Here is a 25275-nt window from a genome sequence, read left to right as displayed (position 1 = left end):
CTACAATGCTTATTGAGGTAATTTTGCGTTTAATGCAGGTGCAGAACATTTAATCTTTCCTAGATTAAAGACGTAATACACCACCAGACTCACCACCAATCCAATAACCCATGAAATATCCGCATCCGGAATTACATCAGCCAATGCACCTGTGAAAAACGCATTTTTTAAGAACGGAATTTGTACCGCAATCCCAATGAAATAAGCCGTAAGCGCTTTTGCATTAAATTTGCCGTAAATACCACCATCACGTGCAAAAATCGATTGAATGTCATAAGACTTTTTATTCACGACATAGAAATCTAGTAAATTAATAGACACCCATGGCACCAAAATAAATAACAAGGCAAAAATCACATTCAAGAAGAAACTAATAAAGTTACTTGATGCCCAAAGCGCCGTTAAAGTCGCTAGAACTAACACAATGATTGATAACACGACTCGGATATTTCGGCTTGGCATCCACTGCCCTGCAAAAGTCTGAATTGAGGTAATACATGACAGAACCGCACCGTATAGGTTCATGGCATTATGACCAATGATATTGCATAAGAACAAAATCATAAGAACATAACCGAACAGCCCAGTGCCTGACTTTACCGCTTCCATAGCATCTGTGGTTGAGCCAATACTGACCGCAATCGTACCAAATGCCATCGCAAAAATAGTTCCTAACGATGCGCCTAAATAGGTAAAAATAAATGGCTTATAAATACCAATCGATTTCGGTAAATATCGTGAATAGTCTGAGGTATAAGGTGAGAAACTAATTTGCCATACCGCACACAAACCAAACATGGCAAACCAGCCTTTCATATTGAAAGAGCCTTTAGCAAGTACATCTGCATTAATATGCGGCACCATAATCATGAGGCCGATGAGCAACGAACCACCCATAAACCAAGTTCCAATTTTATTGAACTTATGAATAAAGTGATAACCGATCACGCCTATGGTAGTTGCTGCAATTGCGCCAATCACGGTCGCGGTCGGCACAGGAATAGCAGGAACAACGGTATGAAGGGTTTTACCTGACAAAATAATGTTAGAGATGAAAAAACCTAAATAAATGAGGGTGGTAAACAGTACAACCAGCAATGCCCCATAACGCCCGAACTGTGCACGGCTCTGAATCATTTGAGGAATGCCGACCTGTGGGCCTTGTGCAGAGGTTAAAGCTAAAATCGCTGCACCAAAAAAATGTCCGCAGCAGATCGCAAGCAATGCACTTACAATATTGAGGTTAAACGTTAAAATTGACATTGCACCCGTAATGACGGCGAGCGGTGCAATATTGGTACAAAACCATAATGTGAATAGATCGCGAACTTTCCCATTACGTTCAGAGGGAGCAACATAATCAATGGAATGACTTTCGATAGCGAAAGCATTATTGCTATTTTCGTTTTGGCTCATATCCTTAATCTCTCTTTGAGGAATTCATTTCCTCAACATCAAAAAATCTGCCCAGCCAAAGTCATGTCGGTATGACTCGGCCTCATCTTTTTAATTCCTTTTACAAACAGCTTATTTCTCTGTTTGTGTTGTTTTAGCCAAGAAAAAGGTAAAGCCAGTCCAATCAATACTTGATTAAGCATCGATACATCTAGTTTTACGTTTTCAACTATTTAAAGCTTTAGGCGATTGCTAAGTTTGACTGATTCATTTTTTCATCCTTGAAATTAAAATCCCGTTATATTTTCATACCTCAAGTCATGATTTATCTCATGACAAATGGGTCATCAATTGGCTCATCTGAGGTACGTAACCAAACTGTTTTGGTGGTGGTGTAATCTAGAACCGCATTTGCGCCACCTTCCCTCCCATGTCCCGAAAGCCCATGTCCACCAAAAGGTGCAAGTGGAGAAACAGCACGGTAAGTATTTAGCCAAACAATTCCCGATCCAATCACTTTTGTCATGCGGTGAGCACGGCTTAAATTGGTAGTAAAAACGCCTGCTGCCAATCCGTAAGGCGTGCTATTGGCTTTTTGCACGGCTTCCGCTTCATCTTTGAAATTATCTACTGATAACACCGGACCAAATAGTTCCGTGGTAATGCAATCTGCTTGAGGTGCATCGGTGCAATCTAAAATGGTTGGTGGATAGTAATAACCTGCTCGCTCAAGGCTTTTACCCCCAGTAAGCAGTTTTGCCCCTTGCTGGATTGAACTTGCAACGACTTGCTCGATTTTTTGACGTTGGCGTAAAGTACAAAGTGGTCCAAACTCGGTTGCCATTTCATGAGGTAAACCAATTTTTATGGTTTGTACGCGCTCAACCAAACGTTGAACAAATTCATCTTTAATGCTTTCTTCAACCAGTAAGCGTGAACCTGCCACACAACTCTGACCAGTAGCAGCAAAAATAGCAGCGACCTGAGCATTTACCGCACTTTGAATATCTGCATCAGCAAATACAATAAATGGTGATTTACCACCTAATTCGAGTGAAACTTTTGCAAGATTTTCAGCCGAGTTACGCACAATGTGCCGTGCCGTTTCTGGACCACCTGTAAACGCAACATGGGCAACATCAGGATGACTACTCAACACGGCGCCACATTCAGGCCCGAAACCGGTAATCACATTGACCACTCCTGCCGGGAAACCCGCTTCATGGACTAATTTGGCAAAGGCTAACAATGGTCCAGGGCCGTCTTCAGAAGCTTTTAGCACGACGGTACAACCTGCCGCTAAAGCTGGGCCAACCTTTACTGCCGATAGAAATAACTGACTGTTCCAAGGAACAATTGCAGCAACCACGCCTACTGGTTCACGAACAATCCATGCTTGCATGTCTGCCTTATCAATCGGTAGAAAACTACCCTCTAATTTGTCGGCAATACCTGCATAGTAGCGATAATATTCAGCGACATAGGCAATCTGGCTCGATGTTTCACGAATAATTTTGCCCGTATCACTGGTTTCAATTTGGGCAAGTTGCGGTGCAGCTTTTTCAATTAAATCAGCTAACTTATAGAGCAATTTACCGCGCTGGGAGGCCGTTAAACCTGCCCACTCCGGTGCTTTTAATGCCTGAGATGCCGCTTGAACTGCTCGATTGACTTCATCGGTTCGAGCTTCCGGCATATGTGCCCAGACTTCACCTGTTGCAGGATTAATACTTTCAAACGTTGCTGCACCAGATTCAAATTGACCATTAATATAAAGCTGAAAATCTGCTGTCATGATATTCGCCTCTATGCAAATGCCGGCATAACTTCATTGATCATACGTTCTAATGATGCTTTTTTACGCTCAAAGCTCATGCCCGTATCAATCCAGAAAGAATATTCGTTATAGCCCATTGCTTCATAAGCTTTTAAGCGGTCAATGACTTCTTGGGCTTGTCCAATCACGTTATTTTTGCGCATCGCCTCAGGTGTATAAAAAGGATGTGCAGCAATTTCTTCAGCACTTAAAGGTGCGATTAAACCTTGATGAATTTCACGCTCATTTTTAAACCAAGCGCCGAAATAGTTATAGAAGGTATTGATTTCATCTGCTGCCAGTTGAGCATCTTCTTCACTATCTGCCACATAGGTATGGCGGAGCAACATAATTTCCGGACGCGGTACATCACTGAACTTTTCACAAGCTGCATTGAAATGTCCCATGAGTTTTTCAACTTCTTCGTCACCTAAATGTAACGGCGTTACCTGTACATTACAGCCATTTTGCACAGCAAATTCGTGGCTATTTGGATCACGGGCAGCAACCCAAATTGGTGGATGCGGTTGTTGAAGCGGTTGAGGTGCTGAGGTGGTTTTTGGAAACTGCCAAAATTCCCCGTTATGCTCATAATCGCCTTTCCAAAGGTTTTTAATTGCGGGAATCATTTCACGTAAACGCTGACCTGCACTCCATGCATCCATGCCCGGAACCATACGTTCATATTCAAACGAATAAGCCCCACGAGCAATACCAATATCTAAACGGCCATTGGTAATAATGTCGGTCATTGCAGCTTCACCTGCAAGTTTAATCGGATGCCAGAATGGCGCTACCACCGTACCTGTACCTAAACGAACATTTTTGGTTTTATTCGCTAAATCGACCAGATTTAAAAATGGGTTCGGTGCAATGGTAAAGTTCATGGCATGGTGTTCGCCTGTCCAAACCGCATGCATACCGCCACGGTCTGCAATCTGACAAAGCTCAATCATTTCATCATAAAGCTGCTTCTGGGTTTGCTGATCAGAAACACGTTCCATATGCACAAATAATGAAAAACGCATGATTAAACTTCCTCTTTAACGATTTGACGAACTGTACCTGTTGTCTGATTTCCGTAATAAACACCATAAGTTTTCAAATGGTTTTCTTTGCGATAGCGCATCAGCATACTTTCTAAAGCACTGTCTACAAACTCAAGTTTCTCAAGATCATTTAAATCGACAAACTGACCTTTAGTGGCTTGAGCTACGGGTGTGTTGCATAAAAATGAAATATATTGCTGCTGGTTTTCAACGTTTTCATATACAGAGTAAATGAAGTTGGCAGAAGCATCTGGCTGATATTGTGCAAAGATTTTCTCAAGCGCTTTATCGGCACCGTCTTTATCTACCATGACATGCGGAATAGTCCATTTATGATCGGCAGTTTCTTCAAGTAAAATGGTATTTTCATGACCAATAATTGCACTCATCACCACTTTAGGACCAGAGATGACCTCGGCAGAAAGTTTGGCCGGAGTGAAGTATCCACCACGATAATAACCAAGTCCTGCAAAACCTGTCGAAGCGAAGTCTTCAACTTTACCAATTAAAATGGCATGGTCACCTGCATCGACAACTTGGTAGGTTGTACAGTCAAACCATGCACTGACATGATCGATCAGCGGGTTCTGGCAAGCGCTTTTTGACCATGAAATATTTGCAAAACGATCTTCGCTTGGACGAGCAAAGGTATTTGAAACATCCTTTTGCTCTTCTGCCAAAATATTGATTGCAAAATGTGTGGCATTTGCAAAGTTATGATAATTGCTTGATGTCTTGGCAATACTCACTAGAAGTAAAGCTGGGTCCAAAGACACCGAAGCAAAAGAGTTCGCTGTAAAGCCAAGTGGTGTTCCATCTTCTTTACAGGTTGTGACCACCGTAACGCCTGTCATAAATGACCCGAAAGCATCACGAAGTTCACGCATTTTATTAATAGTATCCATTTCACTCATTGTTATATTCCTTCAGCAATGTGTGGCAAATTAAACGCTGGTTTCCAACCACGCTTGCATTGCATTATTCACTTTGTCAGGTGCAGTTAAATTCACCATATGACGTTCATTTTCAATGACAATTGCAGTGCCATGCTTTGCCTGTTTTGCCATTTGTATTGCCATTTCTGCAGTTGAATTCGGATCATCCGTACCGGTCAACACCAAAGCAGGACAAGTGATCTTTGACCAGTCATCTGCATAAGTTTCATCGCCTTGTGCAAACGCAGAATACGCAGTGGTATAACCAGATAAGTCGACATTTTCGAGCCAAGTTTTCACTTTGGCAGCTGCTATACGCTCGACTTCACTTTCACCAAACCAGCGTTGTAGCGGAGTTTCAACATCAATACGGCCTGTTTTTAACTCTTCAGCTCTTTGGATGACTGCATGACGTGCCTGTGGTGTCCGTTTATACACACCATTGAGTACAGCCATCCGTTTAACTAAATCAGGACGGGTAACACTGACGCCTGTGGTAATTAGCGAGCCCATTGAATGCCCTGCTAAATTTACCGGGCCTAGATTTAAGGCTGTAATAAATTCGATGGTCCATTCAACAAAATCTTGTAATTTTGCGTCTGCCGGTAATTTGTTACTTTGACCATGTCCCGGCATATCTACTGAAATCACATGATAATGTTTAGAAAAATATTCAATTTGTGGATACCATGCCGCAGCTTGCATTCCCACTCCATGGATCAGAACCAGAGGCTCTCCTTCGCCTTGCTCAAAATAGTGAGCAATACGGTTATTTGACAGCTGCAGGTTTTTTGACATCATGACCTAACTCTTCCAAATCTTTATAACGATCACCAATACGATGATGTGGTCGACCACCTGTCGCTGCACCAATCACAACAACCAGTTCGTCAGCAGCAGGTGCATCTGGAATTGCAAATTGCAATGTTAAGTAATGAGAACGGCGGCCTTCGTCATTTTTATCCATCATTGGAATTAAAATCGGCGCATTTGCTGGGCCACGGGTATTGTTAAATGCCAAATAAGACTTCGCGCCAACAGCACTACGGTAAGTATTACCAAAATGTAAGGTGTGAATTAAAGCTGATGCATGCTCAAGTTCACCATTTAAGCCCACCACTGCACTTTTACCAAAAGCTTCAACAGCCTCGCCCGAACCGACTTCATCAAGAATAAGCTTGGTTAAATGCTCGCTTAAGATTGGCGCAATGCGACGAATTTCCGGTGTTAGGTTTTCTACATAACCTTGCCCTGCCCACGGATTTTTAATTACCGCTGCTGCTGCCACCATTTTTAAAGGCTTGGCTGCTTCTTTGCCGCCATCTACATAAGTGGTTTCTACATGAAGCACAGTTTTACGTATGAGTTCCATTGCTCTTCCTTGCAAGTAAATTATCTTGTCATTCGTATTATGGTATACCATAATACATACTGAAAAAAAAGCAAGAGTTTGCTATGCTAATTTTTATTGAAAAACATGTAATGAAACTCAACATGTTAAAAAACAGGAAAATTTAATTACCTATGAATCTTAAAATTGAAAACCCGCCCGTAACTTTACGAGAGCTGTGTTTAGATAAAGTGCGTAATGCCATTATTACGGGCTATTTCCCTTCAGGAAAAAGATTGGTTGAAAGAACGTTATGTGAAGAACTTGGCGTGAGCCGTTCTGTCGTTCGCGAAGTGATTCGTTATTTGGAAGCAGAAGGTTTAGTCGAGATTTTGCCAAACAAAGGCCCTATTGTTTCACTACTTAACTGGGACATCGCTTCACAAATTTATGAAATTCGTCTTTTGTTAGAGCAAAGTGCTGTGGTCGACTGCACTAAAAATCTAGATGAAAAAACTGCTGAAAAATTAAAACTTCTATTAGAAGATCTTAAAGCTGCGTTTGCCGCCGATGACATCAATCTCATTATTGCGACCTCTACCCGGCTTTATGAAACTATTTTTACAACAGCCAATCACCATATTGCTTGGGAAGTGGTTCAACGTTTAAATGGCCGAATTAGCCGTCTTCGTGCAATGACCATGAAATCAACAAAGCGTGAAATTTCTGGTTATCAACGTATTAAAAATATGTGTGAGGCCATCTATCTTCACAAAGACCCTGAAAAGGCAAAACAAGCTGTTGCTGAACATATTGCTGAAGCTGCTGCTGTCGCAAAAAATATTTTAGATGCGTGAAATCACAAATTTTAGGAAAAGGTAAATAGACCTTTATTGAATAAGTTATAGGGAAATACGATATGTCTGCGTACTGGATTGCTCATGTCACCATTCATGATATGGAACAATATAAACAATATATGGCCACTGCTCCGCAAGCTTTTCAAAAGTACGGCGCCAAGTTTCTTGCGCGTGGCGGTGCCTCAGAAGTCTTAGAAGGACAAGAGTTTGAACGTCATGTGGTAATTGAGTTTCCAGATATGGAAACTGCACGTGAATGTTATTTTTCACCTGAGTATCAGCTTGCCAAAAGTAAACGCCAAGGCTGCTGTGATGTCATGGTGAGTTTTGTTGAAGGGATCTAAATTGCTGAATTGATTTCTCAACTTGAGAAATCAATTCTATTTTAAGTTGTTATATCAGAGAGCTTATTTATATGTTTTAAATAAATCCTATAAAAACCTCACCATTAACTCATCATTCAATCGAAAACTTTCAAGCAAACTAATCGATATTCTCTTTTTTAGAAGAAGACCCCAAAGCCATACTCGAAAATACGCCATCGCGATAAATCCATGCATGTAATAACGCAGCGGACAGATGACCAATGACGACAGCAAATAATAGCCAAGCCAAAATTCCGTGTAGAGTACGGAACCAAGCGTAAAGCGTAGAGTTGGTTGGTGCTATAGGTGGAAGATCCCAACCCGGAAATAAAGTGACAGGCCAATTACCTGCCGATAGCGTCGCCCATCCGAGCAATGGCAAACTAAACATCAAAATATAAAGTAGCCAATGTGATGCATGGGCAAGAAACGCCTGCCAGCGCGGTACAGTCGGCGGCAAAGGTGGAATTGGATAACAGAGTCGATTTATTAATCTTATGATGACCAATAGTAAGATTGCGATTCCTAAAGGACGGTGAATATCAATTAACCACGGACGCCAAGTCATTGAGGTGGTCATTCCTACCCCAATAAATAGCATAGCCAGAATTGCTGCCGCCATAAGCCAATGCAGTATTCGAGCAATCAAATTAAAATGACGTGGAGCATTATCGTTAGATTTATTTTGCATTGTTCAGCTCTCCTATTTGCCCACGGCATCCGTTGCTTTGCCAAACCCAATTTCACGTAATCGAGCATTGTAAGACTGTGAATAGATAGCCGCTCGTGCTGCGAGTACTGGGTCATCTGATAACTCAATTCCCGGTGGCACCAAAGTTGGGTCAAAGTTAATATCACGACAAGCGCCATTTACCTGATCAGTCACATTTTTGACTTCTAATGTTCCGGCTATAATTTCTTTACGTTCTTTTGGCCAAGGCTGAGATGGGTCATTCACCGGGTCTCCCGGCTCGGCAAGTTGCAATACTAAGTCCCAATAGAGCGGCCCTTCAGCCAAACGTTTTTTGATGTCTTTAAATAAGAAATCATGATCAGCTTGATCACGTTGTTCTTTCGTCAGACTAATAAATTTTGAATGAGGACGCATAGACCAACGGACTGGCTGTTCTTGTCCATTGGCTGCCCGCAATATAAAAGCATTTACGACATAAAATTCTGCACCGCTGAAACTACCGGTTAATGGCATCTTGGCCTTTTGCTCAATAGACTTACGCGCTTCGGGATATTCTTTTAAAAATGCCTCAACAAGGGCTGGATCAGGTTTACCAGTAGACGGAACCGGTTTAAATGCTTTTTGCTGCGCCAAAAAACCTTCAGCATTTCGCGTCGGGAAATAAGGAAAGTTGTTTAATTTCATACGCCACTGCGAATGATCGGCTGGAGAAAGCAATAAAGCCATACTCACTGTTGCGGTAGAATTATCTGCCGCATGCGGATTACCGCTTCCAATAGAAAATCGGCCAATTGCTGGTATATCAGACTTGGCAAATACCGTGGCTTTAGAGAGTGCTGCTGCCGCACCATTACTATGGTAAGTGCCATCAAAACAAATACCTTTACCGTGTGCACGTCGATATCCGGGATCAAAGTTTTTTAATGTGTCACCCAAAAAAGTTTTGGATGTTGTTCGATGTCCAAATAGACCAGCGGTCCAAGCAAATGCCAATACTAAAGCGCCTGCGATTACAGCAATACCCACGAATCGCAGCCAGTACTTCTTTAGAGTTTTAAAATTCAAATTATTCATTCTTCATCCTGTGTAAATTATATAGCTGCATTTATAAAGAAAAGTTTGATCCTATAAAAAGAGTATTACTTACATTGATGGAACCATGTTCAAAATTAGTTGAGTAAATAAAATCCTAAAATTTCTGGATCCAATATAGAGATGAGCCTTAATATAATATTTATTCCTGAGCCATATAAGGTACGTACCTCAAGGTTAGTATTAAGCTTATTCACATTTAAATGGAGATAAATAAAGCATGGGTACGAAAAATGTAAAAGTCCCCACCTTGACCGAAAGAGTCCGAAGAGGTGATCTTTTTACTGGAGAGAATAATTGTCAGTCCCGAGAAGCATTTGCTCATGTTACAAGCCTCTGGGGAGTGATATGCCTGATTGCTTTACGTGACGGCACCCATCGTTATAGTGAGTTACGCCGTAAAGCAAACGGGGTTAGCGAAAAAATGCTGACTCAGACCCTCCATCATTTAGAAAGAGATGGTTTTATACGCAGAACTTCTTATCCAGTCGTCCCTCCCCACGTCGAATATGATTTAACCTTATTAGGTGAGGAAGTCGCTAAACATGTTGCTGCACTTGCCGATTGGTTAGAGGTTAATTTAAGCGATATTAAAGCAGCCTCTTTAGCTAGTGAGGATGGATAGTGGCGATAAGAAAACGCTCCAACATCTTTTCCTGCTCGATTGCCCCATCTGAACTTAAAAGCTGAATAATTGTGCCCTCCACCATGTATACAAATAGCTTGGCATCGGTAAAAGAAGCATCCGCGTTTAGCATTCTAAGCTGACTGTAAATTTCATTTTTGAGCCATGTTCTATAGCGCATTGCAGTCTGATAGGCTTTTGGATAACTATTTTTAATCTCAAAAATAGCTTTAAATAATAAGTAATACGGCCCTTCTAAATCGGTATGTAAATAATAAAGCTTTTTGAGTTTATCGATGGTAGGGGTACTTAAGTCATATTCGACCATTGCGACCACTTGTTCTTGGAGCTTTTCTTTTTGCACCACAAGGCAGATTTCAATAAGCCGCTCTTTGGAGTGGAAATAATTATAAAAAGTCGCTTTCGTAATTTCTGATTCTTTCACTATTCTATCGACCCCAATAAGGTGAAACCCACGGTGGTGAAACAGATCAATTGCTTTATTTACAACATATAAGGTACGTGTTGGGAGAACTAAATTTGGCATAGTTTTACCGTTATAAAAATTTTTGTTGTATGTAGAGATAAAAAAGCCTGTGCCCTTTTTGGGAGAAAAAAGGCACAGCAAAGCCGTAAAGACTGTGCTTGGCACATCTCAAGTTTTGTTGTTGCTGAGTTTTAAGTAAAAATGACTTTAAGCCTGAAAAACCTTAAGGCATTCAAGCTGCTTTATTTTTTAAGCTGTGTCGTTATAGCTTTTGGCATTGAGAGCCAAGAAATATTGGATGTGCAAAGCCAACTCCTTTTTATTGGGAGTTCTGCCAGACATTTATAGAATTATGGTGGCAGAACGAGAAAGGGTTCGCGGACTGGTACAACAACCAGCACACCCGAAGGTGTCCCTCTCCCGTCCTACCGCTACGGGAGGAGACGAGGAGATGCTCACACAAAATTATCCCTCAGAAAGGAATAATTCTGATGCTGTTGTAATCGGTCCGCGACGACCGGCTGGCAATGTGGCCAGCAGGCAAAGAATAGTGCCCAACCCTTTTGCAGTCAAGCACACAAAATGCCATTTGTTTTAAATTAAATCATTAGAAAAGTAAGGCTAAATAATGAGTGGGTTATTGTTAAGTGGGGTTGTAAAACTTAAGGTTTTAACTATTAATGCTGTGCTAATTTTGCAATATAAGTGGGAAATTAGAAATTAATTGTCTTTTTATTCGTTTCATATTTCTATATTGTTCTTTTTTCCATTAAATCAAATTTGTATCTTTATTATAAATTAATATTAATTCTTTTTTCTCTTTAACAATTCTTAAAAAAAAATAATAATTAATTAAGAGTGATGATAAGGAAATTAAACACTATGTCTTCAAATAGCTTTGAACAACATCAACTTTTCCAAGAAGAAATAATATTTGATCAATTTCTCTATACTTATTGGGATAAACATAGTCGTCTTGGTCAAATCCAAGAATTAGCATTACCTGAAAGAAAAAATACTTTCGCCATCTGTTATCAAGATAAAAGTACATATACTTTAAAAAGTTTAAGTACAAATCTTTTATTTAAGGCCACCTTAAAAAGAAATCAAGGAATACTAAAAGTTGAAAAAAATCTACTTATTCCATTATTTGAATTTATTACTACATCCTCTGCAATTAATATCAATGCAATTAATGAAAATGGAGAAAGATTAAGAGCAGCTCAAATTGGTGCTCTATACTCATTAATAGCACATTGGACTCTATCTAAAGAGCCTGCAACGGTAGTCTTACCTACAGGCACTGGAAAAACGGAGACTATGCTATTAACAACATTAGTCGACCAATCTAAAAGAACATTAGTAATTGTTCCTACTATTGAATTAAAAGAACAACTCTTTCAAAAATTTAGTAGTTGGGGAATCCTTAAAGATCTAGGTGTGATACCTCAAAATTTTCGAAATCCTAAAATTATTGCTTTAAAAGAGACTATTAAATCTGAAGAAGAAGTTGAATATTTATTAAATGCAGAAGTTATTATTTCTACCCCAGCTCTTTTAGCAAGAAGCCCATCTGCTATAAAACATAAATTAAAAAACTTTTTTAGTCATGTATATTTTGATGAAGCCCATCATGTAACAGCAAAAGAATGGGATATGCTAAAACAATTATTCTCAGCTTCAAAAATTGTCCAATTTACTGCTACGCCTTATCGATTAGATAGACAACCGATTCAAGGAAAAGTTGTTTACAATTATCCTTTATCACAAGCTCTTAATGATAAATGTTTTTCTAAAATTTCATTAATCTCAGTAGACGAACGTCATCCAAGTAAAAAAGATTATGAAATAGCTCATACTGCTATTAATCAATTATATAAAGATCGCCAAAGAGGTTTTTATAACCATAAAGTCATGGTTAGAGCAGAGACTAGAGAAAAAGCAGAAGACTTACTAAGCAAATATCGTATGTGGTTTCCTGAAGAAAAAATAACTCTTGTTCATTCTAAAGTTTCAGGGAAAAAACAAATAATTGAATCTATTAAAAATCATGAGTTTGATATTGTTATATGCGTCGATATGTTAAAGGAAGGTTTTGACTATCCGAATTTCAAAATAGCAGCAGTTCATGGTATGCATAAATCTATTTCGGTCTTGCTACAATTTATTGGACGTTTTACACGCACGAAAGACAATCTTGGTGATGCATCATTTATTGTGAATTTTGCAGAAGAAAAACTCACAATGGAATTAGAGAGTCTTTTCCAAGAAGGAACTGGGTGGGAAAACGTAATTAGCCAAATTGCAGATACCAGAAAAGAACAAGCTGCCTCCTTACTCGCCTTTTTACAGGAATGTAAGCCTTTATCCGGTTTTGATTCTCCTGATATAGATTTAAATCCTAAAATCGTTTTTCCGGCCCTAAGCTTTGTATGTTTCCACGCCCAAAAAGTAGATTGGTATAAATTTAGAGAGGCTTTTAATACAAAATACTATTCTCTTTCTCAGCCATTTATTAATGAAGTGGAAAATGTTTTTTACTTTACGACTCAATGTAGAGATAAAGTGAAATGGGCTAAATCAGATCATATTAAAGATCAAATTTGGGGTTTAGTCGTTCTTCATTTCGATAAATCAAAAAAATTATTGTATTTAGGTTATTCAGATAAATTACTTGATATAGATAATTTAGTACAAATCATTTCACTGGGAACTGCAAAGAAAATAGATAAAGATGATGTTTTCAAATCTTTTAATGATATCAAACGCCTAAGTATAGTTCATGCAGGTGTGTTCAAACCTGCTAATCACTTGCATCGATATTCAAGATTCAGTGGTGCTGATGTCACAATTGAATTGAGTAAGATTAGAGAAGGTAGTAAATGTAAGAAATCTGATTTTGTAGGTATAGGTTATCGTAATGGAAAACCTATAAGTATTGGAGCTTCAGCCAAAGGAAAAATTTGGAGTCCTGCGAAAATTGCAGATTTAAAAGAATGGAAAGAATGGTGTATTCAAATTGGAGCTTTAATAACTGATCCGAATATTAATTCAGATCAAATTCTTGAAGACTCTGCTAAAAAGCAAGATATCGTTGAATTTCCTGAAAACATCAAAATTTTAGCCGCTGATTGGGCCGAAGAATTGTATGAAAAAATTCATCGAATTACGCTCAAGACTGACCAACATGAATACTGTCTTTATGAAACTAAACTTATCATAAAAAATGTGAGTTCTAAAAAGATTGATCTCGCTATAAAAACAGAAATAGAAACTTTAGACTTTTCAATAGAGCTGACAGGTGGTGAAAATGGTTTTAATATTCAAAACCTAGATAATGAAAAAATTTGTATTTCAAATTTAAAAAGAGAAGATATTTCTTTAAAGAAATTCTTTGAAAACTATCCGCCAACATTATTTCTATCAAATAGTGACACAATTAGTGGCTGTATTCATACTATTTACAATACTCAACCTACTTATAGAATTCCTTCCGATCAAATCCATATTCTAGATTGGGAAAATGTACATTTTCCTCATGAATCAATGTATAAGAATGGGGTTATAAGAGAAAATTCTGTCCAAGAATACATAATGAAAAAATATGTTAATGAAAATGCAGATATAGTATTCAATGATGATAATTCAGGTGAAGTTGCAGATGTTGTAGCCATCTATTCAACTGAAGAAGAAATTATCTTTAAAGTCACCCACTGTAAATACTCTAAGCAAGAATCTGGTTCACGCCTATCAGATCTTTATGAAGTGTGTGGACAAGTAATCGTATCTCTTAGATATAAATGGAAACCAGAAGATCTAATTAGCCACTTAAAAAGAAGAAATAAAACGGGTGTATTAGCAGGTAAACGTTTTTATAAAGGTAATGAAGCTATACTGAATACTATTCGTGATGAACTAAAATATAAAAACGTTCGCTTCCTTTTCTCAATTGCTCAACCAGGTGTTAGTTATAGTGCCTTAAATAATGAAATGACAGATTTGTTAAGTTCTACCTACTCCGCAGTAGTTGATATGACAGAAACAAAGCTTCTCTGCTATTTCAATAGTTGAACCGTAGTTAGTAAAAATACTGGCTTTAAATATAATTAGCTGTACTCATATACAGCTAATTATTATTAATAAGTGAAATAACTTATCTTTCTTTATTAGACTGCGATACTAATGAAGCAGCTAAAGTCTTTGTCGTGTCATTATATTTGTCGCTCTTTAATACTTTAGAAGCTTCTGATTCCATTTCATTCCCCGTTTGTTTAGAGGAATGTGTTTGGGCTAAAGCTGATCCAGCTAACTTTTTCTGAATTGCTGAGGAAGATGGATCTCGCAATACTTCTGAAGCTAATTTAGCGACTTTATTAGAAGTTTGTTTTGAATTTTTTGACATAATAAAAACCCCATAGTTAAGAAGCTTTTATCATATCTAAGTCGTTAAATTGATCAATATATAAACGACTCAAACTGTCGTGTTAGTTAATTTTTGCTCTAGCTCTAACAACCAACTACCCGCATCTTATGGCGCAAGCCTGTAACAGGTAGATGTAAATAAAGCGACTCTATTATTTAAACCGTCTGTTATCAACACTTCATAATGCGCGAATTTTTTACTACTACCAACCTTGGTTGCCGTTGCAAATAACACCTTATCTTTCGCACCGCTCATATAGCGAATATCCGCCTGTAGGCCAGTATATGGTGCATCCCCTGCATTACAAGCCATCGCAAAAGCAATATCGGCTAAAGAAAATATGACTCCACCATGTACGCCGCCCAATGCATTCATGTGTTCGTCTTTTATATTAAGCTGACAACGTGCTTCATCAAAACTGCGATGCAGCACTTGAACACCCAATAGCTCTGCGAATTGATCAACTGCGGTAGTTTCCATATTTTGCACAAACGTCTCCCTACTCGTGCGAGTATTCCTTAAGTGTTATAAATCTATCTATATTGAAATCGACTTATGAATAGCCGTTAAACACTATCTTGTTTAATCTGATAGTTTGAAGAACTAAAGTCCTTATAGGTCAGGCGGCCATCCAACTCTGAGGCTAAAGGCTGAACTTCTTGCATTGAATTTAAGCAGCGCTGTGCAAGCTCCATGTATTCTTGCGTGCCTCTAGTTTTCCACTTTTTTTCTTGTTCTGATAAATCACGTGCAACCTTGGCAGGACTACCCATTGCCAATACATTTGCAGGAATAATATCTTTGGTTTTGACCAGACTATTTGCGCCAATAATGGTGTTTTCACCAATTTCGGCATAGTCCAAAATTACGCTGTTCATGCCGACCAAAACATTTTTACCAATGCGGCAGCCATGCAAAATTGCCCCATGCCCTATGTGCCCCATTTCTTCAACTAAAGTCACGCTTTGCGGAAAACCATGTACGGTGCAGCTATCTTGTATATTGGCATTTTGCTTAATATGGATACGTCCAAAATCGGCACGCAATGAAGCAAATGGCCCCACATACACGCCCGCTTCAATAATCACATCACCAATTAAAACAGCGGTTGGGTGTACAAAAGCATCTGGGCTAACAACTGGAATAACACCGTCAATACTATAACAAGGCATGATTTAACCTCTCATTTGTCGCAACCAAACCTCCGAAACGGCGCCAATAATGTGCTGTGGCATTTGGCATTGGCCCTTCTGCTGTTGCAGCAACAGACAAGAAGTATTCATCCGCAGGTTCAAATACTTTTTTATAAATATTCATTGATAAAGTTCGTGCACTAATCGCGGGCCAATCAGTTGGCAACAACTCAAGTGGCAATGCAGGGTCTTTCAACAAAATCCGTCGATAATAATGAATCAGCAAAGTTCGAATTTGAAAGGCCTGAACAGGTTCGAGTTGTTCGTTTTCCTGCATCAGCAATACCCCAATTTCTCTAAAAATATCGAGAAACTGTAGGTATCTTTGGCGTAATTCATCGATGGGCCAGTTGGTTCTGAGCATACGTCCAATGGTATCGAGCGAATTATTAAAGAGCTGCAAGGTTTCGGCCTTAAACACCACCACTTGCTCACTCATATTTAAGTCAACCAACAAGCGTTGCAGTTCAATACGGTTACAACCCGGATAAGCCATTAAGTTTGTCGAAATATTGGCAAATCCTAACCATTCAAGTTCTTTCTTTAACAACGCTTTATTTTCAGTATCGAGGCTAGACATCAGAATAAGATCCCAATAATGGTCCCACTCTTTCATCTGGTCGTTGTAAATGCGTTGCTCAGCTTGCAAATAAGTCGAACGGCTTGAATCGGTAATTCGGTAAAAACTGGTTCTGCCGATTTTGTCTGAACATAACCAATCATTTTTAACTAAACGAAAAACAGAGGTTCTTACAGCGCGGTCATTAAAACCAAATAGCTCTAATAACTGAATCAGGCTTGCAAGACTAATATTTCCACCCCGATGAAGTACTGAATCTCCAAAAATTGTCGAAATAAGCGAAGTTCCACTTAAGGTTTCATTCTTTACAACAGAATCAATTATTTGCTGTATTTTTGCACTCATACTCATGTCTTGGCGTTTAGTTTCAGGGTATAGATTCTATACCCTGAATGATCTTGATGTTAAGCAATCTGACGCATATCGATTACCCGCTTTGCCTTACCTTCCGAACGAGGTAAGGTCGCTTCTGTCACAACTTCTACAGTAACGCTAATCCCAATCATGGTTTTAATGCGTTTCATCAACTCCTGAGCAAGTTGATTGGCCTGTATAGTACAGTTATGACACATCTCTGTACGAATATGCAAAGTATCCATATGGCCTTTTTTAGTCACCAAAATTTCATAATTTGGAACTAAATGTGGAACTTGCAAAATTTGCTCTTCAATCTGAGTCGGGAAAACGTTCACGCCGCGAATAATCAGCATGTCGTCGCTACGACCCACAATTTTATCCATCTTACGCATTGCCAGATTTTCTCCCGGTAGTAAGCGGGTCAAATCACGAGTACGGTAACGAATAATCGGTAAGCCTTCTTTGGTAATCGTGGTAAAGACTAACTCGCCAAGTTCGCCATCTTTGCAGACTTCACCTGTTTCAGGGTTAATAATTTCTGGGTAGAAATGATCTTCCCAAATGGTTAGTCCTTCGCCCTCACCTAAGCACTGCATCGCAACGCCCGGCCCCATGACCTCAGACAAACCATAAATATCGAGTGCTTTAATATTGAGACGTTCTTCAATTTCACGGCGTAGTTCATTGGTCCACGGCTCGGCACCAAAAATACCGACTTTTAAAGAGGTATTACGTGCAGTACCAAATTGTTGCTCGAGCTTTTCAATAATACTCACGCAATACGATGGCGTAACCATAATTGCAGTCGGTTTAAAGTCTTGAATAAGCTGAACTTGCTTTTCAGTTTGCCCGCCAGACATTGGAATAACCGTTGCACCTAAGCGCTCAGCACCATAATGTGCACCTAGTCCACCTGTAAACAGTCCATAGCCATAAGCCACCTGAACCATGTCTTTCGCGGTTAAACCTGCCATACGTAAGCAACGCGCAACAATGTCCGACCAAGTGTTAATATCTTTTTGGGTATACCCCACCACAGTCGGTTTACCCGTTGTACCCGATGATGCATGTAAACGCACAATTTGCTCTTGCGGTACGGCAAACATTCCAAAAGGATAGTTGTCTCTTAAATCCTGTTTGGTGGTAAATGGAAACTTTGCCAGATCGTCTAAAGTCACGAAGTCATCAGGATGTACACCTGCTTCATCGAACTTTTTCTTATAGACCGGACTATTTTCATATACAAAAGTCAGGGTTTGTTTTAACCGTTTAGTTTGCAGCTCTCTAAGCTCTGCAAGTGTTAATTGCTCAACATTATCCATTGTAAGGCTGTCCATCGCCTCTCTCCTCATTATGTAATTTTAAAAACCGTCTGAATTAATTTAAGTTTTCCAAAATCAGTGCAACACCTTGTCCAACACCTACACACATCGTGCAAAGTGCATAGCGTCCACCGCGTTTTTTTAGCTCACGTGTTGCGGTAATGACTAAACGTGTACCGCTCATACCGAGCGGATGTCCTAACGCAATTGCACCACCATTTGGGTTCACGCGTTCATCATCATCTTTTAAACCAAGTTCACGCATACAAGCTAAAGATTGGGCTGCGAATGCTTCATTCAGCTCAATCACATCCATCTGATCTAGCGTTAAACCTGTTTGCTTTAAAATTTTCTGTACAGCCGGAACAGGACCTATACCCATATATTTGGGTTCAACCCCTGCACTTGCAATGCCAATCACGCGTGCTAAAGGTTTTAAACCATGTGTATCTGCAAATTCACGGTTGGTAATTAATACACACGCGGCACCATCATTTACACCAGAGGCATTTCCGGCAGTCACCGAACCACCTTCTTTTTTAAACGGCGCTTTTAGCTTAGCAAGTGCTTCAAGTGTCGTTTCACGCGGATGTTCATCACGATTCACAACGTTCACGTTTTTCTTACGGTCTATAATCTCGACAGGCAAAATCTCATCGTTAAAGAAACCGTTTTGTTGTGCAGCAGCCGTTTTTTGTTGGCTACGCAATGCAAACGCATCTTGGTCTTCACGACTAATTTGATATTTTTCAGCCACATTTTCGGCAGTTTCCGGCATGCTGTCGGTACCGTATTGTGCTTTAAGTTGCTTATTTACAAAGCGCCAGCCAATGGTGGTGTCATAAATTTCAGGTGTACGGCTAAACGCTTCGGTCGGTTTAGCTTGTACAAATGGTGCACGGCTCATTGACTCCACACCACCTGCCAACACAAACTGCGCTTCACCTGCTTTAATTGAGCGTGCTGCAAGCCCTACCGCATCTAGGCCTGAAGCGCATAAGCGATTAACAGTCATGGCCGGAACTGTATCTGGTAAGCCCGCCAAGAGTGTTGCCATACGTGCAACGTTACGGTTGTCTTCACCTGCTTGGTTGGCACATCCTAAAAACACTTCGTCTACCGTATTCCACGGCAAGTTCGGGTATTTATCTTTTAAATATTTGATTGGCAATGCAGCTAGATCATCTGCACGTACTGCACTTAAGGCACCTGCATATCGTCCAATTGGGGTACGAATAAAATCGCAAATTAAAACGTCTTCCATGTTGACTCCTGATTATGCAAATTCGGTCATATCGCGTGAATATTGGGTAGCAATGTTTTGATTTTTCGCTACATATTGCTTGAGGTAGATACTCGCGCGATATTTTTCCTCTCCATACAGTGCATATAAGTTATTTAAGGTTTGGAGCACATAAGCACCGCCCATTTGTGTCAACCACTGGTAAGGGCCTTTAGGATAATTCACTCCATATTTCATGGCATTATCAATATCTTCCAGACTCGCAACACCATGTAAACTTGCTTCGCAAGCTTCATTAATGAGTAAAGCGATGGTGCGTAAGGTTAACAGTGCCGGATGGTCTTTAATCCACATCACGCTGATACCAAACTGTGCAAAGTAAGCCTCAACTTTAGCCAGATCACTTGCTTCACAAAGCTCGTTATGACTCAGTACTAAAGCCTCCGCCTGCTCAAAATCATGATGCCAATCCATTAAAACCACTTTACGGCTTAGGTAATGAATATTGGCTGACTCACCTTGGCTTAAACGCAAGTCGATATCATCAATTTGAAGGATATTGTCATCACTCGCAGATCCGATTTTTAAACCTAAACGGGTTAAAAACGCAGGTAGCTGAGACCAAGTCCCTTTTAGCTGAATATGGGCATCGACAGGCTTGGCAACCACAGCTTGAGGCTGAAATGTCTCGTACTGATTTTTTTCGTTATAGGTATAAAAGCCTTGTTTTGACTTACGGCCCCAAGCACCTGCATCGACCAATTCTTTTTGAATGAGGCTTGGACGGTAGCGTGGTTCGTAAAAAAACTCTTGGTAAACGCTTTGGGTTACCGAAAAGTTAACATCTTGCCCAATGAGGTCGGTGAGTTCACAAGGCCCCATCGCAAAACCGCCACATTGCTTTAAGGCATAATCTAGCTGGTCATAGCTGGTGACTTGTTCTTGCAGCGCTCTAAAGCCTTCTGCATAAAACGGCCGTGCAATTCGGTTAACAATAAAACCGGGAGTCGACTTGGTGAGTACTGGAATTTTTTTCCAATTCAACATCAAATTTTTTAGAGCCAAACATAAGCTGTTTGGTGTTTTTAAGCCTTGTACAATTTCGACCAATTTCATGACTGGCGCAGGGTTAAAAAAGTGTAAACCTACTACGCGCTCAGGATGAGCAATACCCGCCGAAATTGCAGTCACTGAAATTGAAGATGTGTTACTTGCAAAAATGGTTTGCGCGCTACAAATTTCAGCGAGTTGCTTAAATAAAGACTGTTTAACTTCTTTTTTCTCAACAACTGCTTCAATAACCAAGTCAGCATCACGGAGTGCTTCAACTTGATTGACCACCGTTAAACGCGCTAAGGCTTCATCAGCTTGCTGTTGTGTGAGCTTGTTCTTTTCGACCAGCTTTTTAAAAGTCTGCCCTAAGCCTTGAGCGGCTTGTTGCGCTTTTTGAGCGTCCAGATCATATAAAATGGTCGAGTGCCCATTAACGATGGCTAACTGGGCAATGCCGATGCCCATGGTACCAGAACCAATAACGGCAATTCGGGCACGAGATAAGTCTAAATCTGTCATGCTTAGCGCCCTTTAAAATTTGGTTCACGTTTATTCATAAAGGCTTGTACCCCTTCACGATAATCTTCGGAACGGCCTGCAATGCGTTGTAAGTCACGCTCTAACAGCATTTGCTCATCAAAAGTGTTATTGCTTGATTGATGAATGGCTTTTTTAATGAGAGATAGACCAAATGTAGGCTGTTTCGCTAAACGTTCAGCGAGTTCAGTCACTTTTGTTTTAAGCTCGGCGTCTTCAACCACATCCCAAATCATGCCCCATTCTTTTGCGGTTTCTGCTGGGAGCTTGTCACCTAACAAAGCCAATCCCATAGCACGCGCATGACCTACAGCACGTGGTAAAAACCATGTACCCGCCGAGTCTGGAACCAAACCTAAGCGGCAAAATGCTTGTACGAAGTTTGCCGATTTAGCCGCAATCACCAAATCACATGCCAGTGCAATATTTGCCCCTGCACCTGCCGCCACACCATTTACGGCGCAAATCACAGGCTTTGGCATATTTACAATCGTTTTAATGAGCGGGTTATAGTAAGTTTCAATGGAATATCCTAAATCTGGAGCTTCAGCGTTTGGGTCTACTACACGGTCCCCTAAATCTTGCCCTGCACAAAAGCCGCGGCCTTCGCCACTAATCACCACACAGCGAACATCCGGATTTTTAGTCCACAGGTTTAAAACCTCGACAACTTCACGGTGCATATCAACGTTAAAGCTATTCAGTGCTTTTGGACGGTTAAATGTCAGGTAGCCAACACCATTTTTTTCTTCAGCAATAATATTTTGATAGTCCATCATTCACCTCTAAACACTGGCTTTCTTTTCTCAAAGAAAGCATTAATCCCTTCGTTTCGATCTTTTGTAGCCGCCAGCCAGACAAAGTTTTGACGTTCAAACTTGAGTCCCTGACTTAACGTTGTTTCATGAATACTTTTAATTGATTGTTTAATCACACGAATCGCTAAAGGCGCTTGTTTGGCAATTTTGGCTGCAAGTTGAACGGCGTATTCGACGGTTAATTCGGTCGGCACCACTTGACTGCAAATGCCATGTTGCTCTGCCTGTTTTGCCGAAATCATTTCACCTGTCATGGCCCAGCGCATGGTGAGCTGTTGCCCAACCAAGCGAGCCAAACGCTGTGTTCCGCCTGCACCCGGCAACATACCAAGGCCAATTTCAGGTAAAGCAAAACGGGCATTTTCACCGCAAATCACCATATCTGAATGCAAAACCAATTCGAACCCAGCGCCTAAGGCATAGCCATTAACTGCGCTAATGAGTGGCTTATTAAACGCATCAATTTTCTGCCAAAGCTTCGGGCGAATATCGAGTTGCAAAGTTACGGCGTCCATTGCAGCCAACTCACTCAGATCTGCTCCAGCCGCAAAACACTGAGCATTACCCGTTAAAACCACCGTTTTGACTTGAGCATTATGTTCAGCTTCTTCGAGCAACTCGCATAAACACTGCAATGTTGCATTGTTTAAAGCATTTCTTTTTTCTGGACGGTTTAGGGTTAATAACAAAACACCGTCAGCAGCTGTACTGGCTTTGATCAACTCTTGCATGACGGCCTCTATTCATCAAAACTCAAGCGAACATTTGAGCCTTTTGGTAAGGTCTGACAGCTCAGCACATAGCCCTTTTCAACTTCATCTTCTTCAAGACTATAGTTAAGGAACATATCAACTTCGCCAGAAAGTACCTTACAACGACAGGTCGCACACACCCCACCTTTACATGCATACGGTAAGTCGGCACCCGCACGTAAAGCCGCATCAAGAATACTTTCATCATCTTGAGCCACAGAAACAATCAGTTCACGGCCATCTAAAATGATGTTTACTTTTTCTTCTTTACGGTTTGCATCCGCTTCAACACTACGTTTACGCGCTTGGCCTGTATGGAAACGTTCGGTGTGAATGCGCTCTTTGGCAATACCAAAGTTCGGTAAAGTATTTTCTACGGCATTCATCATTTCGTCTGGGCCGCAGGCAAACACATGGTCAAAGTTTGTTTCAAGCACTTCAAAATCAAAAAGTTGTTTTAGCTTTTCTGCATCAATACGACCGTTCATCAACTCACTATCGTTGAATTCACGAGAAAAAATATTGATGAGTTGAAAGCGTTCTTTAAACTGATCCTTCAAATCCATAATTTGCTCGGCAAACATGGTTTGTTTCCATGAGCGATTGCCATAGAGCAAGGTAAAGTTAGCTTCAGGTTGTTCAAATAAAACTTGTTTAATAATTGATAGAATTGGCGTGATACCACTGCCTGCCGCAACGCCTAAATAGTTTTGTCCGCCCATCTTGGCTGCTTTTTGAAAAAACACACCTTGTGGTGGCATGACTTCAAGCACATCGCCCACTTTTAAATGGTCATTGGCCCAGTTTGAAAATTGACCCTGATCAATTTTTTTAACCGCAATACTGATGTCTTCTTTGCCCGCATAGCTACAAATTGAATAGCAACGGCGGATTTCACCCGCTTCAGTTAAATGGCGAATGGTTAAATGTTGTCCCGGTTGAAATTGAAATTGTTCTTGTTGTTCAGGTACAACGTCAAATGCAATACAAATTGCCTGATCGGTTTGCGGCGTAATACTTTTTACTTTTAATGGTACAAATTGGCTCATGGCTGATTTCCTTATCTAAAGACTTAAATACATTTGAAGTAATCAAAAGGCTCAAGACAGTCCTGACATTTATATAGTGCTTTACAGGCGGTAGAACTAAACTCTGTTAACAGTCGGGTATGTCGGCTTTTACAACGTGGGCACTCGACACCATCATTTAAATGAACGTGAGTTCCACACTGATGCGCCAACCCCTCAGGTGGTGCAATGCCATAAACTTGCAGTTTCTTTTTCCCTGCTTCAGACATCCAGTCCGTGGTCCATGCTTCTGATAAATCGACCATGACTTTGACCGGTGTCAAAGCTTCTGCGCTAAATGCCTCCACAATTTGTGCTTTGAGCATATCTGTTGCTGGGCAACCGCTATATGTCGGAGTTAGACGAACAATAATTTCTTGTTGATCGTTAATCTCTACACCGCGAATCATGCCCAAATCGACAACCGATAAAACCGGAATTTCAGGGTCACTTACCGTTTGTAGAACATCCCAACATTGGTCGATGCAATGACGAATCATTTGCATGGCTCACCTCCTTGTCTTACCAGGTCATTCCCGGATAAGTTCTTTGAATACATTGCATTTCAGCCAACAAATAACCCAAATGCTCGGTATGCAATCCTTGTTTCGCACCACGGCGATAAGCACCGTTCACAGCAACATTTAATTCAAAACGCTTAAGCTCATCTGCAATGGTTTGGTTCCATTGCTCTTTTTCATTTGAAAAATCTGGAATCACACCTTCTGCAACTAGTGCTTTTTCGTCTGCACTCAGTTCAAATAATTCAGCGGTAAAGCGCCATAAATTATTTAATCCGTCTTGTACACGTTGATGCGCTTCATCTGTGCTTAAACTTAAACGTTCCATCCAGCTTGTTGAAAAACGGATGTGATACTTCACTTCTTTTAAAGATTTCACAGCAAGGGCGCTTAATTCAGGAAGTGAGCTTTGCGCTAAAGCCGTAAATAAATGGAGATGGTAATGGTCCATCAACCACTGGCGTACAATCGTTTGTGCAAAGTCACCATTGGGTTGTTCGCACAATAAGAGGTTTAAAAACTCACGTTCTGTACGGAAATACGCAAGCTGATCTTCATCACGCTTAGCTTCATCATATTGACCCGCTAAAGTCAGAAAGTTTCTTGCTTGACCTAACAAGTCCAGACCGATATTGGCTAAAGCAATATCAATTTCAAGCTCAGGTGCATGCCCGCACCATTCAGCCAAGCGCTGAGATAAAACCAGTTGACTGTCGCCAATATGTAATAAGAATTTAGATAAAACTGAATGATTCATGTGC

26 protein-coding genes are annotated in these 25275 nt (G+C 40.3%); 4 read left to right on the top strand and 22 right to left on the bottom strand.

The genetic code is table 11. From position 1 onward, the window contains the following. Window positions 1–9 precede the first annotated feature (9 nt). The 7 genes from NQ782_RS03845 to NQ782_RS03815 all read right to left on the bottom strand — a co-directional run bounded on the left by NQ782_RS03845 (window position 10) and on the right by NQ782_RS03815 (window position 6567). Window positions 10–1416, bottom strand: coding sequence for a cytosine permease (locus NQ782_RS03845; protein ID WP_000081163.1), 1407 nt, complete (start codon window positions 1414–1416; stop codon window positions 10–12). Between the two features lie 38 nt (window positions 1417–1454). Continuing rightward, window positions 1455–1598 carry a hypothetical protein gene (locus tag NQ782_RS03840; RefSeq protein ID WP_081313759.1) on the bottom strand — a complete coding sequence of 48 codons (144 nt, stop codon included), beginning with the start codon at window positions 1596–1598 and terminating at the stop codon, window positions 1455–1457. Between the two features lie 122 nt (window positions 1599–1720). After that, on the bottom strand, window positions 1721–3190 hold the full coding sequence (tgnC, locus tag NQ782_RS03835; RefSeq protein WP_057094545.1) for a (Z)-2-((N-methylformamido)methylene)-5-hydroxybutyrolactone dehydrogenase: 1470 nt from the start codon (window positions 3188–3190) through the stop codon (window positions 1721–1723). 11 nt (window positions 3191–3201) lie between these two features. After that, window positions 3202–4239 carry a flavin-dependent trigonelline monooxygenase oxygenase component gene (gene tgnB / locus NQ782_RS03830; protein WP_001212561.1) on the bottom strand — a complete coding sequence of 346 codons (1038 nt, stop codon included), beginning with the start codon at window positions 4237–4239 and terminating at the stop codon, window positions 3202–3204. Window positions 4240–4241: 2 nt separating this feature from the next. Beyond that, the gene (tgnA, locus tag NQ782_RS03825; protein WP_001293244.1) at window positions 4242–5174 is read right to left on the bottom strand and encodes a flavin-dependent trigonelline monooxygenase reductase component; all 933 of its coding nucleotides are present in this window, start codon (window positions 5172–5174) and stop codon (window positions 4242–4244) included. A 30-nt stretch (window positions 5175–5204) separates the two neighbouring features. Beyond that, window positions 5205–5996, bottom strand: coding sequence for an alpha/beta fold hydrolase (locus tag NQ782_RS03820; protein ID WP_057094547.1), 792 nt, complete (start codon window positions 5994–5996; stop codon window positions 5205–5207). Further along, entirely contained in the window at window positions 5965–6567 is a 603-nt protein-coding gene (locus tag NQ782_RS03815; protein ID WP_000420414.1) for an amino acid synthesis family protein, read from the bottom strand. Before NQ782_RS03815 ends, NQ782_RS03820 begins: the two co-directional genes overlap by 32 nt. Window positions 6568–6719: 152 nt before the next feature. Between NQ782_RS03815 and NQ782_RS03810 the strand changes: the two genes are divergently transcribed. After that, window positions 6720–7382, top strand: a complete 663-nt coding sequence (locus tag NQ782_RS03810; protein WP_001049495.1) for a GntR family transcriptional regulator — start codon at window positions 6720–6722, stop codon at window positions 7380–7382. Window positions 7383–7444: 62 nt separating this feature from the next. Beyond that, the gene (locus NQ782_RS03805; protein ID WP_001277471.1) at window positions 7445–7729 is read left to right on the top strand and encodes a DUF1330 domain-containing protein; all 285 of its coding nucleotides are present in this window, start codon (window positions 7445–7447) and stop codon (window positions 7727–7729) included. Window positions 7730–7868: 139 nt separating this feature from the next. On the opposite strand, the gene NQ782_RS03800 is transcribed toward NQ782_RS03805, so the two are convergent. Both NQ782_RS03800 and NQ782_RS03795 read right to left on the bottom strand, forming a co-directional pair. Beyond that, window positions 7869–8441: a cytochrome b gene (locus tag NQ782_RS03800; RefSeq protein WP_057094549.1), complete on the bottom strand. Its 573-nt coding sequence runs from the start codon at window positions 8439–8441 to the stop codon at window positions 7869–7871. Between the two features lie 12 nt (window positions 8442–8453). Next, window positions 8454–9518: a catalase family peroxidase gene (locus NQ782_RS03795; RefSeq protein WP_057094551.1), complete on the bottom strand. Its 1065-nt coding sequence runs from the start codon at window positions 9516–9518 to the stop codon at window positions 8454–8456. A 238-nt stretch (window positions 9519–9756) separates the two neighbouring features. Between NQ782_RS03795 and NQ782_RS03790 the strand changes: the two genes are divergently transcribed. Continuing rightward, entirely contained in the window at window positions 9757–10161 is a 405-nt protein-coding gene (locus NQ782_RS03790; RefSeq protein ID WP_057094553.1) for a helix-turn-helix domain-containing protein, read from the top strand. Here NQ782_RS03790 and NQ782_RS03785 read toward each other — a convergent pair. After that, a complete protein-coding gene (locus tag NQ782_RS03785) occupies window positions 10145–10708 on the bottom strand; it encodes a TetR/AcrR family transcriptional regulator (protein ID WP_057094554.1) in 564 nt (187 codons plus the stop codon). The genes NQ782_RS03790 and NQ782_RS03785 overlap by 17 nt on opposite strands. Window positions 10709–11530: 822 nt before the next feature. Between NQ782_RS03785 and NQ782_RS03780 the strand changes: the two genes are divergently transcribed. Further along, entirely contained in the window at window positions 11531–14719 is a 3189-nt protein-coding gene (locus tag NQ782_RS03780; protein ID WP_000097769.1) for a DEAD/DEAH box helicase, read from the top strand. An 82-nt stretch (window positions 14720–14801) separates the two neighbouring features. Here the strand turns inward: NQ782_RS03780 and NQ782_RS03775 are convergent, their stop codons facing one another. From NQ782_RS03775 to paaC, 12 genes are all read right to left on the bottom strand, one after another. Then, complete coding sequence (locus tag NQ782_RS03775) at window positions 14802–15050, bottom strand: hypothetical protein (RefSeq protein WP_057093758.1); 249 nt, start codon at window positions 15048–15050, stop codon at window positions 14802–14804. Window positions 15051–15176: 126 nt separating this feature from the next. Further along, the gene (locus NQ782_RS03770) at window positions 15177–15560 is read right to left on the bottom strand and encodes a PaaI family thioesterase (RefSeq protein ID WP_057093756.1); all 384 of its coding nucleotides are present in this window, start codon (window positions 15558–15560) and stop codon (window positions 15177–15179) included. A gap of 77 nt (window positions 15561–15637) precedes the next feature. After that, a complete protein-coding gene (locus NQ782_RS03765; RefSeq protein WP_057093754.1) occupies window positions 15638–16243 on the bottom strand; it encodes a DapH/DapD/GlmU-related protein in 606 nt (201 codons plus the stop codon). Continuing rightward, window positions 16230–17195 carry a phenylacetic acid degradation operon negative regulatory protein PaaX gene (gene paaX / locus NQ782_RS03760; protein ID WP_086231151.1) on the bottom strand — a complete coding sequence of 322 codons (966 nt, stop codon included), beginning with the start codon at window positions 17193–17195 and terminating at the stop codon, window positions 16230–16232. Before paaX ends, NQ782_RS03765 begins: the two co-directional genes overlap by 14 nt. Before the next feature lie 53 nt (window positions 17196–17248). Continuing rightward, window positions 17249–18538 (bottom strand): phenylacetate--CoA ligase PaaK, encoded by a 1290-nt coding sequence (gene paaK / locus NQ782_RS03755; RefSeq protein ID WP_000377856.1) that lies wholly within the window; start codon window positions 18536–18538, stop codon window positions 17249–17251. Window positions 18539–18578: 40 nt separating this feature from the next. Continuing rightward, window positions 18579–19787 carry a 3-oxoadipyl-CoA thiolase gene (gene pcaF / locus NQ782_RS03750; protein ID WP_002069396.1) on the bottom strand — a complete coding sequence of 403 codons (1209 nt, stop codon included), beginning with the start codon at window positions 19785–19787 and terminating at the stop codon, window positions 18579–18581. A gap of 12 nt (window positions 19788–19799) precedes the next feature. Further along, on the bottom strand, window positions 19800–21338 hold the full coding sequence (locus tag NQ782_RS03745; protein ID WP_057093750.1) for a 3-hydroxyacyl-CoA dehydrogenase: 1539 nt from the start codon (window positions 21336–21338) through the stop codon (window positions 19800–19802). Between the two features lie 2 nt (window positions 21339–21340). Then, complete coding sequence (paaG, locus tag NQ782_RS03740) at window positions 21341–22132, bottom strand: 2-(1,2-epoxy-1,2-dihydrophenyl)acetyl-CoA isomerase PaaG (RefSeq protein WP_057093748.1); 792 nt, start codon at window positions 22130–22132, stop codon at window positions 21341–21343. Continuing rightward, on the bottom strand, window positions 22132–22905 hold the full coding sequence (locus NQ782_RS03735) for an enoyl-CoA hydratase-related protein (protein WP_057093746.1): 774 nt from the start codon (window positions 22903–22905) through the stop codon (window positions 22132–22134). Before NQ782_RS03735 ends, paaG begins: the two co-directional genes overlap by 1 nt. 8 nt (window positions 22906–22913) lie before the next feature. Beyond that, window positions 22914–23975 carry a 1,2-phenylacetyl-CoA epoxidase subunit PaaE gene (gene paaE / locus NQ782_RS03730; protein WP_000077460.1) on the bottom strand — a complete coding sequence of 354 codons (1062 nt, stop codon included), beginning with the start codon at window positions 23973–23975 and terminating at the stop codon, window positions 22914–22916. Between the two features lie 23 nt (window positions 23976–23998). Then, window positions 23999–24499, bottom strand: a complete 501-nt coding sequence (gene paaD, locus NQ782_RS03725; protein ID WP_016685655.1) for a 1,2-phenylacetyl-CoA epoxidase subunit PaaD — start codon at window positions 24497–24499, stop codon at window positions 23999–24001. A 16-nt stretch (window positions 24500–24515) separates the two neighbouring features. After that, window positions 24516–25271, bottom strand: a complete 756-nt coding sequence (gene paaC, locus NQ782_RS03720) for a 1,2-phenylacetyl-CoA epoxidase subunit PaaC (RefSeq protein ID WP_001016792.1) — start codon at window positions 25269–25271, stop codon at window positions 24516–24518. Window positions 25272–25275 lie beyond the last annotated feature (4 nt).

Source organism: Acinetobacter sp. BD54, assembly GCF_044778325.1.
Classification (GTDB): Bacteria; Pseudomonadota; Gammaproteobacteria; order Pseudomonadales; family Moraxellaceae; genus Acinetobacter; species Acinetobacter baumannii.
The sequence above is the reverse complement of the archived record's forward strand: the minus strand, read 5'-3'. Positions and strand labels throughout refer to the sequence as shown.

Coding starts and splice junctions, on each gene's coding strand:
- NQ782_RS03845 (WP_000081163.1), bottom strand. CDS start 1,416: ATGAGCCAAAACGAAAATAGCAATAATGCTTTCGCTATCGAAAGTCAT.
- NQ782_RS03840 (WP_081313759.1), bottom strand. CDS start 1,598: ATGCTTAATCAAGTATTGATTGGACTGGCTTTACCTTTTTCTTGGCTA.
- tgnC (WP_057094545.1), bottom strand. CDS start 3,190: ATGACAGCAGATTTTCAGCTTTATATTAATGGTCAATTTGAATCTGGT.
- tgnB (WP_001212561.1), bottom strand. CDS start 4,239: ATGCGTTTTTCATTATTTGTGCATATGGAACGTGTTTCTGATCAGCAA.
- tgnA (WP_001293244.1), bottom strand. CDS start 5,174: ATGAGTGAAATGGATACTATTAATAAAATGCGTGAACTTCGTGATGCT.
- NQ782_RS03820 (WP_057094547.1), bottom strand. CDS start 5,996: ATGATGTCAAAAAACCTGCAGCTGTCAAATAACCGTATTGCTCACTAT.
- NQ782_RS03815 (WP_000420414.1), bottom strand. CDS start 6,567: ATGGAACTCATACGTAAAACTGTGCTTCATGTAGAAACCACTTATGTA.
- NQ782_RS03810 (WP_001049495.1), top strand. CDS start 6,720: ATGAATCTTAAAATTGAAAACCCGCCCGTAACTTTACGAGAGCTGTGT.
- NQ782_RS03805 (WP_001277471.1), top strand. CDS start 7,445: ATGTCTGCGTACTGGATTGCTCATGTCACCATTCATGATATGGAACAA.
- NQ782_RS03800 (WP_057094549.1), bottom strand. CDS start 8,441: ATGCAAAATAAATCTAACGATAATGCTCCACGTCATTTTAATTTGATT.
- NQ782_RS03795 (WP_057094551.1), bottom strand. CDS start 9,518: ATGAATAATTTGAATTTTAAAACTCTAAAGAAGTACTGGCTGCGATTC.
- NQ782_RS03790 (WP_057094553.1), top strand. CDS start 9,757: ATGGGTACGAAAAATGTAAAAGTCCCCACCTTGACCGAAAGAGTCCGA.
- NQ782_RS03785 (WP_057094554.1), bottom strand. CDS start 10,708: ATGCCAAATTTAGTTCTCCCAACACGTACCTTATATGTTGTAAATAAA.
- NQ782_RS03780 (WP_000097769.1), top strand. CDS start 11,531: ATGTCTTCAAATAGCTTTGAACAACATCAACTTTTCCAAGAAGAAATA.
- NQ782_RS03775 (WP_057093758.1), bottom strand. CDS start 15,050: ATGTCAAAAAATTCAAAACAAACTTCTAATAAAGTCGCTAAATTAGCT.
- NQ782_RS03765 (WP_057093754.1), bottom strand. CDS start 16,243: ATGCCTTGTTATAGTATTGACGGTGTTATTCCAGTTGTTAGCCCAGAT.
- paaX (WP_086231151.1), bottom strand. CDS start 17,195: ATGAGTATGAGTGCAAAAATACAGCAAATAATTGATTCTGTTGTAAAG.
- paaK (WP_000377856.1), bottom strand. CDS start 18,538: ATGGACAGCCTTACAATGGATAATGTTGAGCAATTAACACTTGCAGAG.
- pcaF (WP_002069396.1), bottom strand. CDS start 19,787: ATGGAAGACGTTTTAATTTGCGATTTTATTCGTACCCCAATTGGACGA.
- NQ782_RS03745 (WP_057093750.1), bottom strand. CDS start 21,338: ATGACAGATTTAGACTTATCTCGTGCCCGAATTGCCGTTATTGGTTCT.
- paaG (WP_057093748.1), bottom strand. CDS start 22,132: ATGGACTATCAAAATATTATTGCTGAAGAAAAAAATGGTGTTGGCTAC.
- NQ782_RS03735 (WP_057093746.1), bottom strand. CDS start 22,905: ATGCAAGAGTTGATCAAAGCCAGTACAGCTGCTGACGGTGTTTTGTTA.
- paaE (WP_000077460.1), bottom strand. CDS start 23,975: ATGAGCCAATTTGTACCATTAAAAGTAAAAAGTATTACGCCGCAAACC.
- paaD (WP_016685655.1), bottom strand. CDS start 24,499: ATGCAAATGATTCGTCATTGCATCGACCAATGTTGGGATGTTCTACAA.
- paaC (WP_001016792.1), bottom strand. CDS start 25,271: ATGAATCATTCAGTTTTATCTAAATTCTTATTACATATTGGCGACAGT.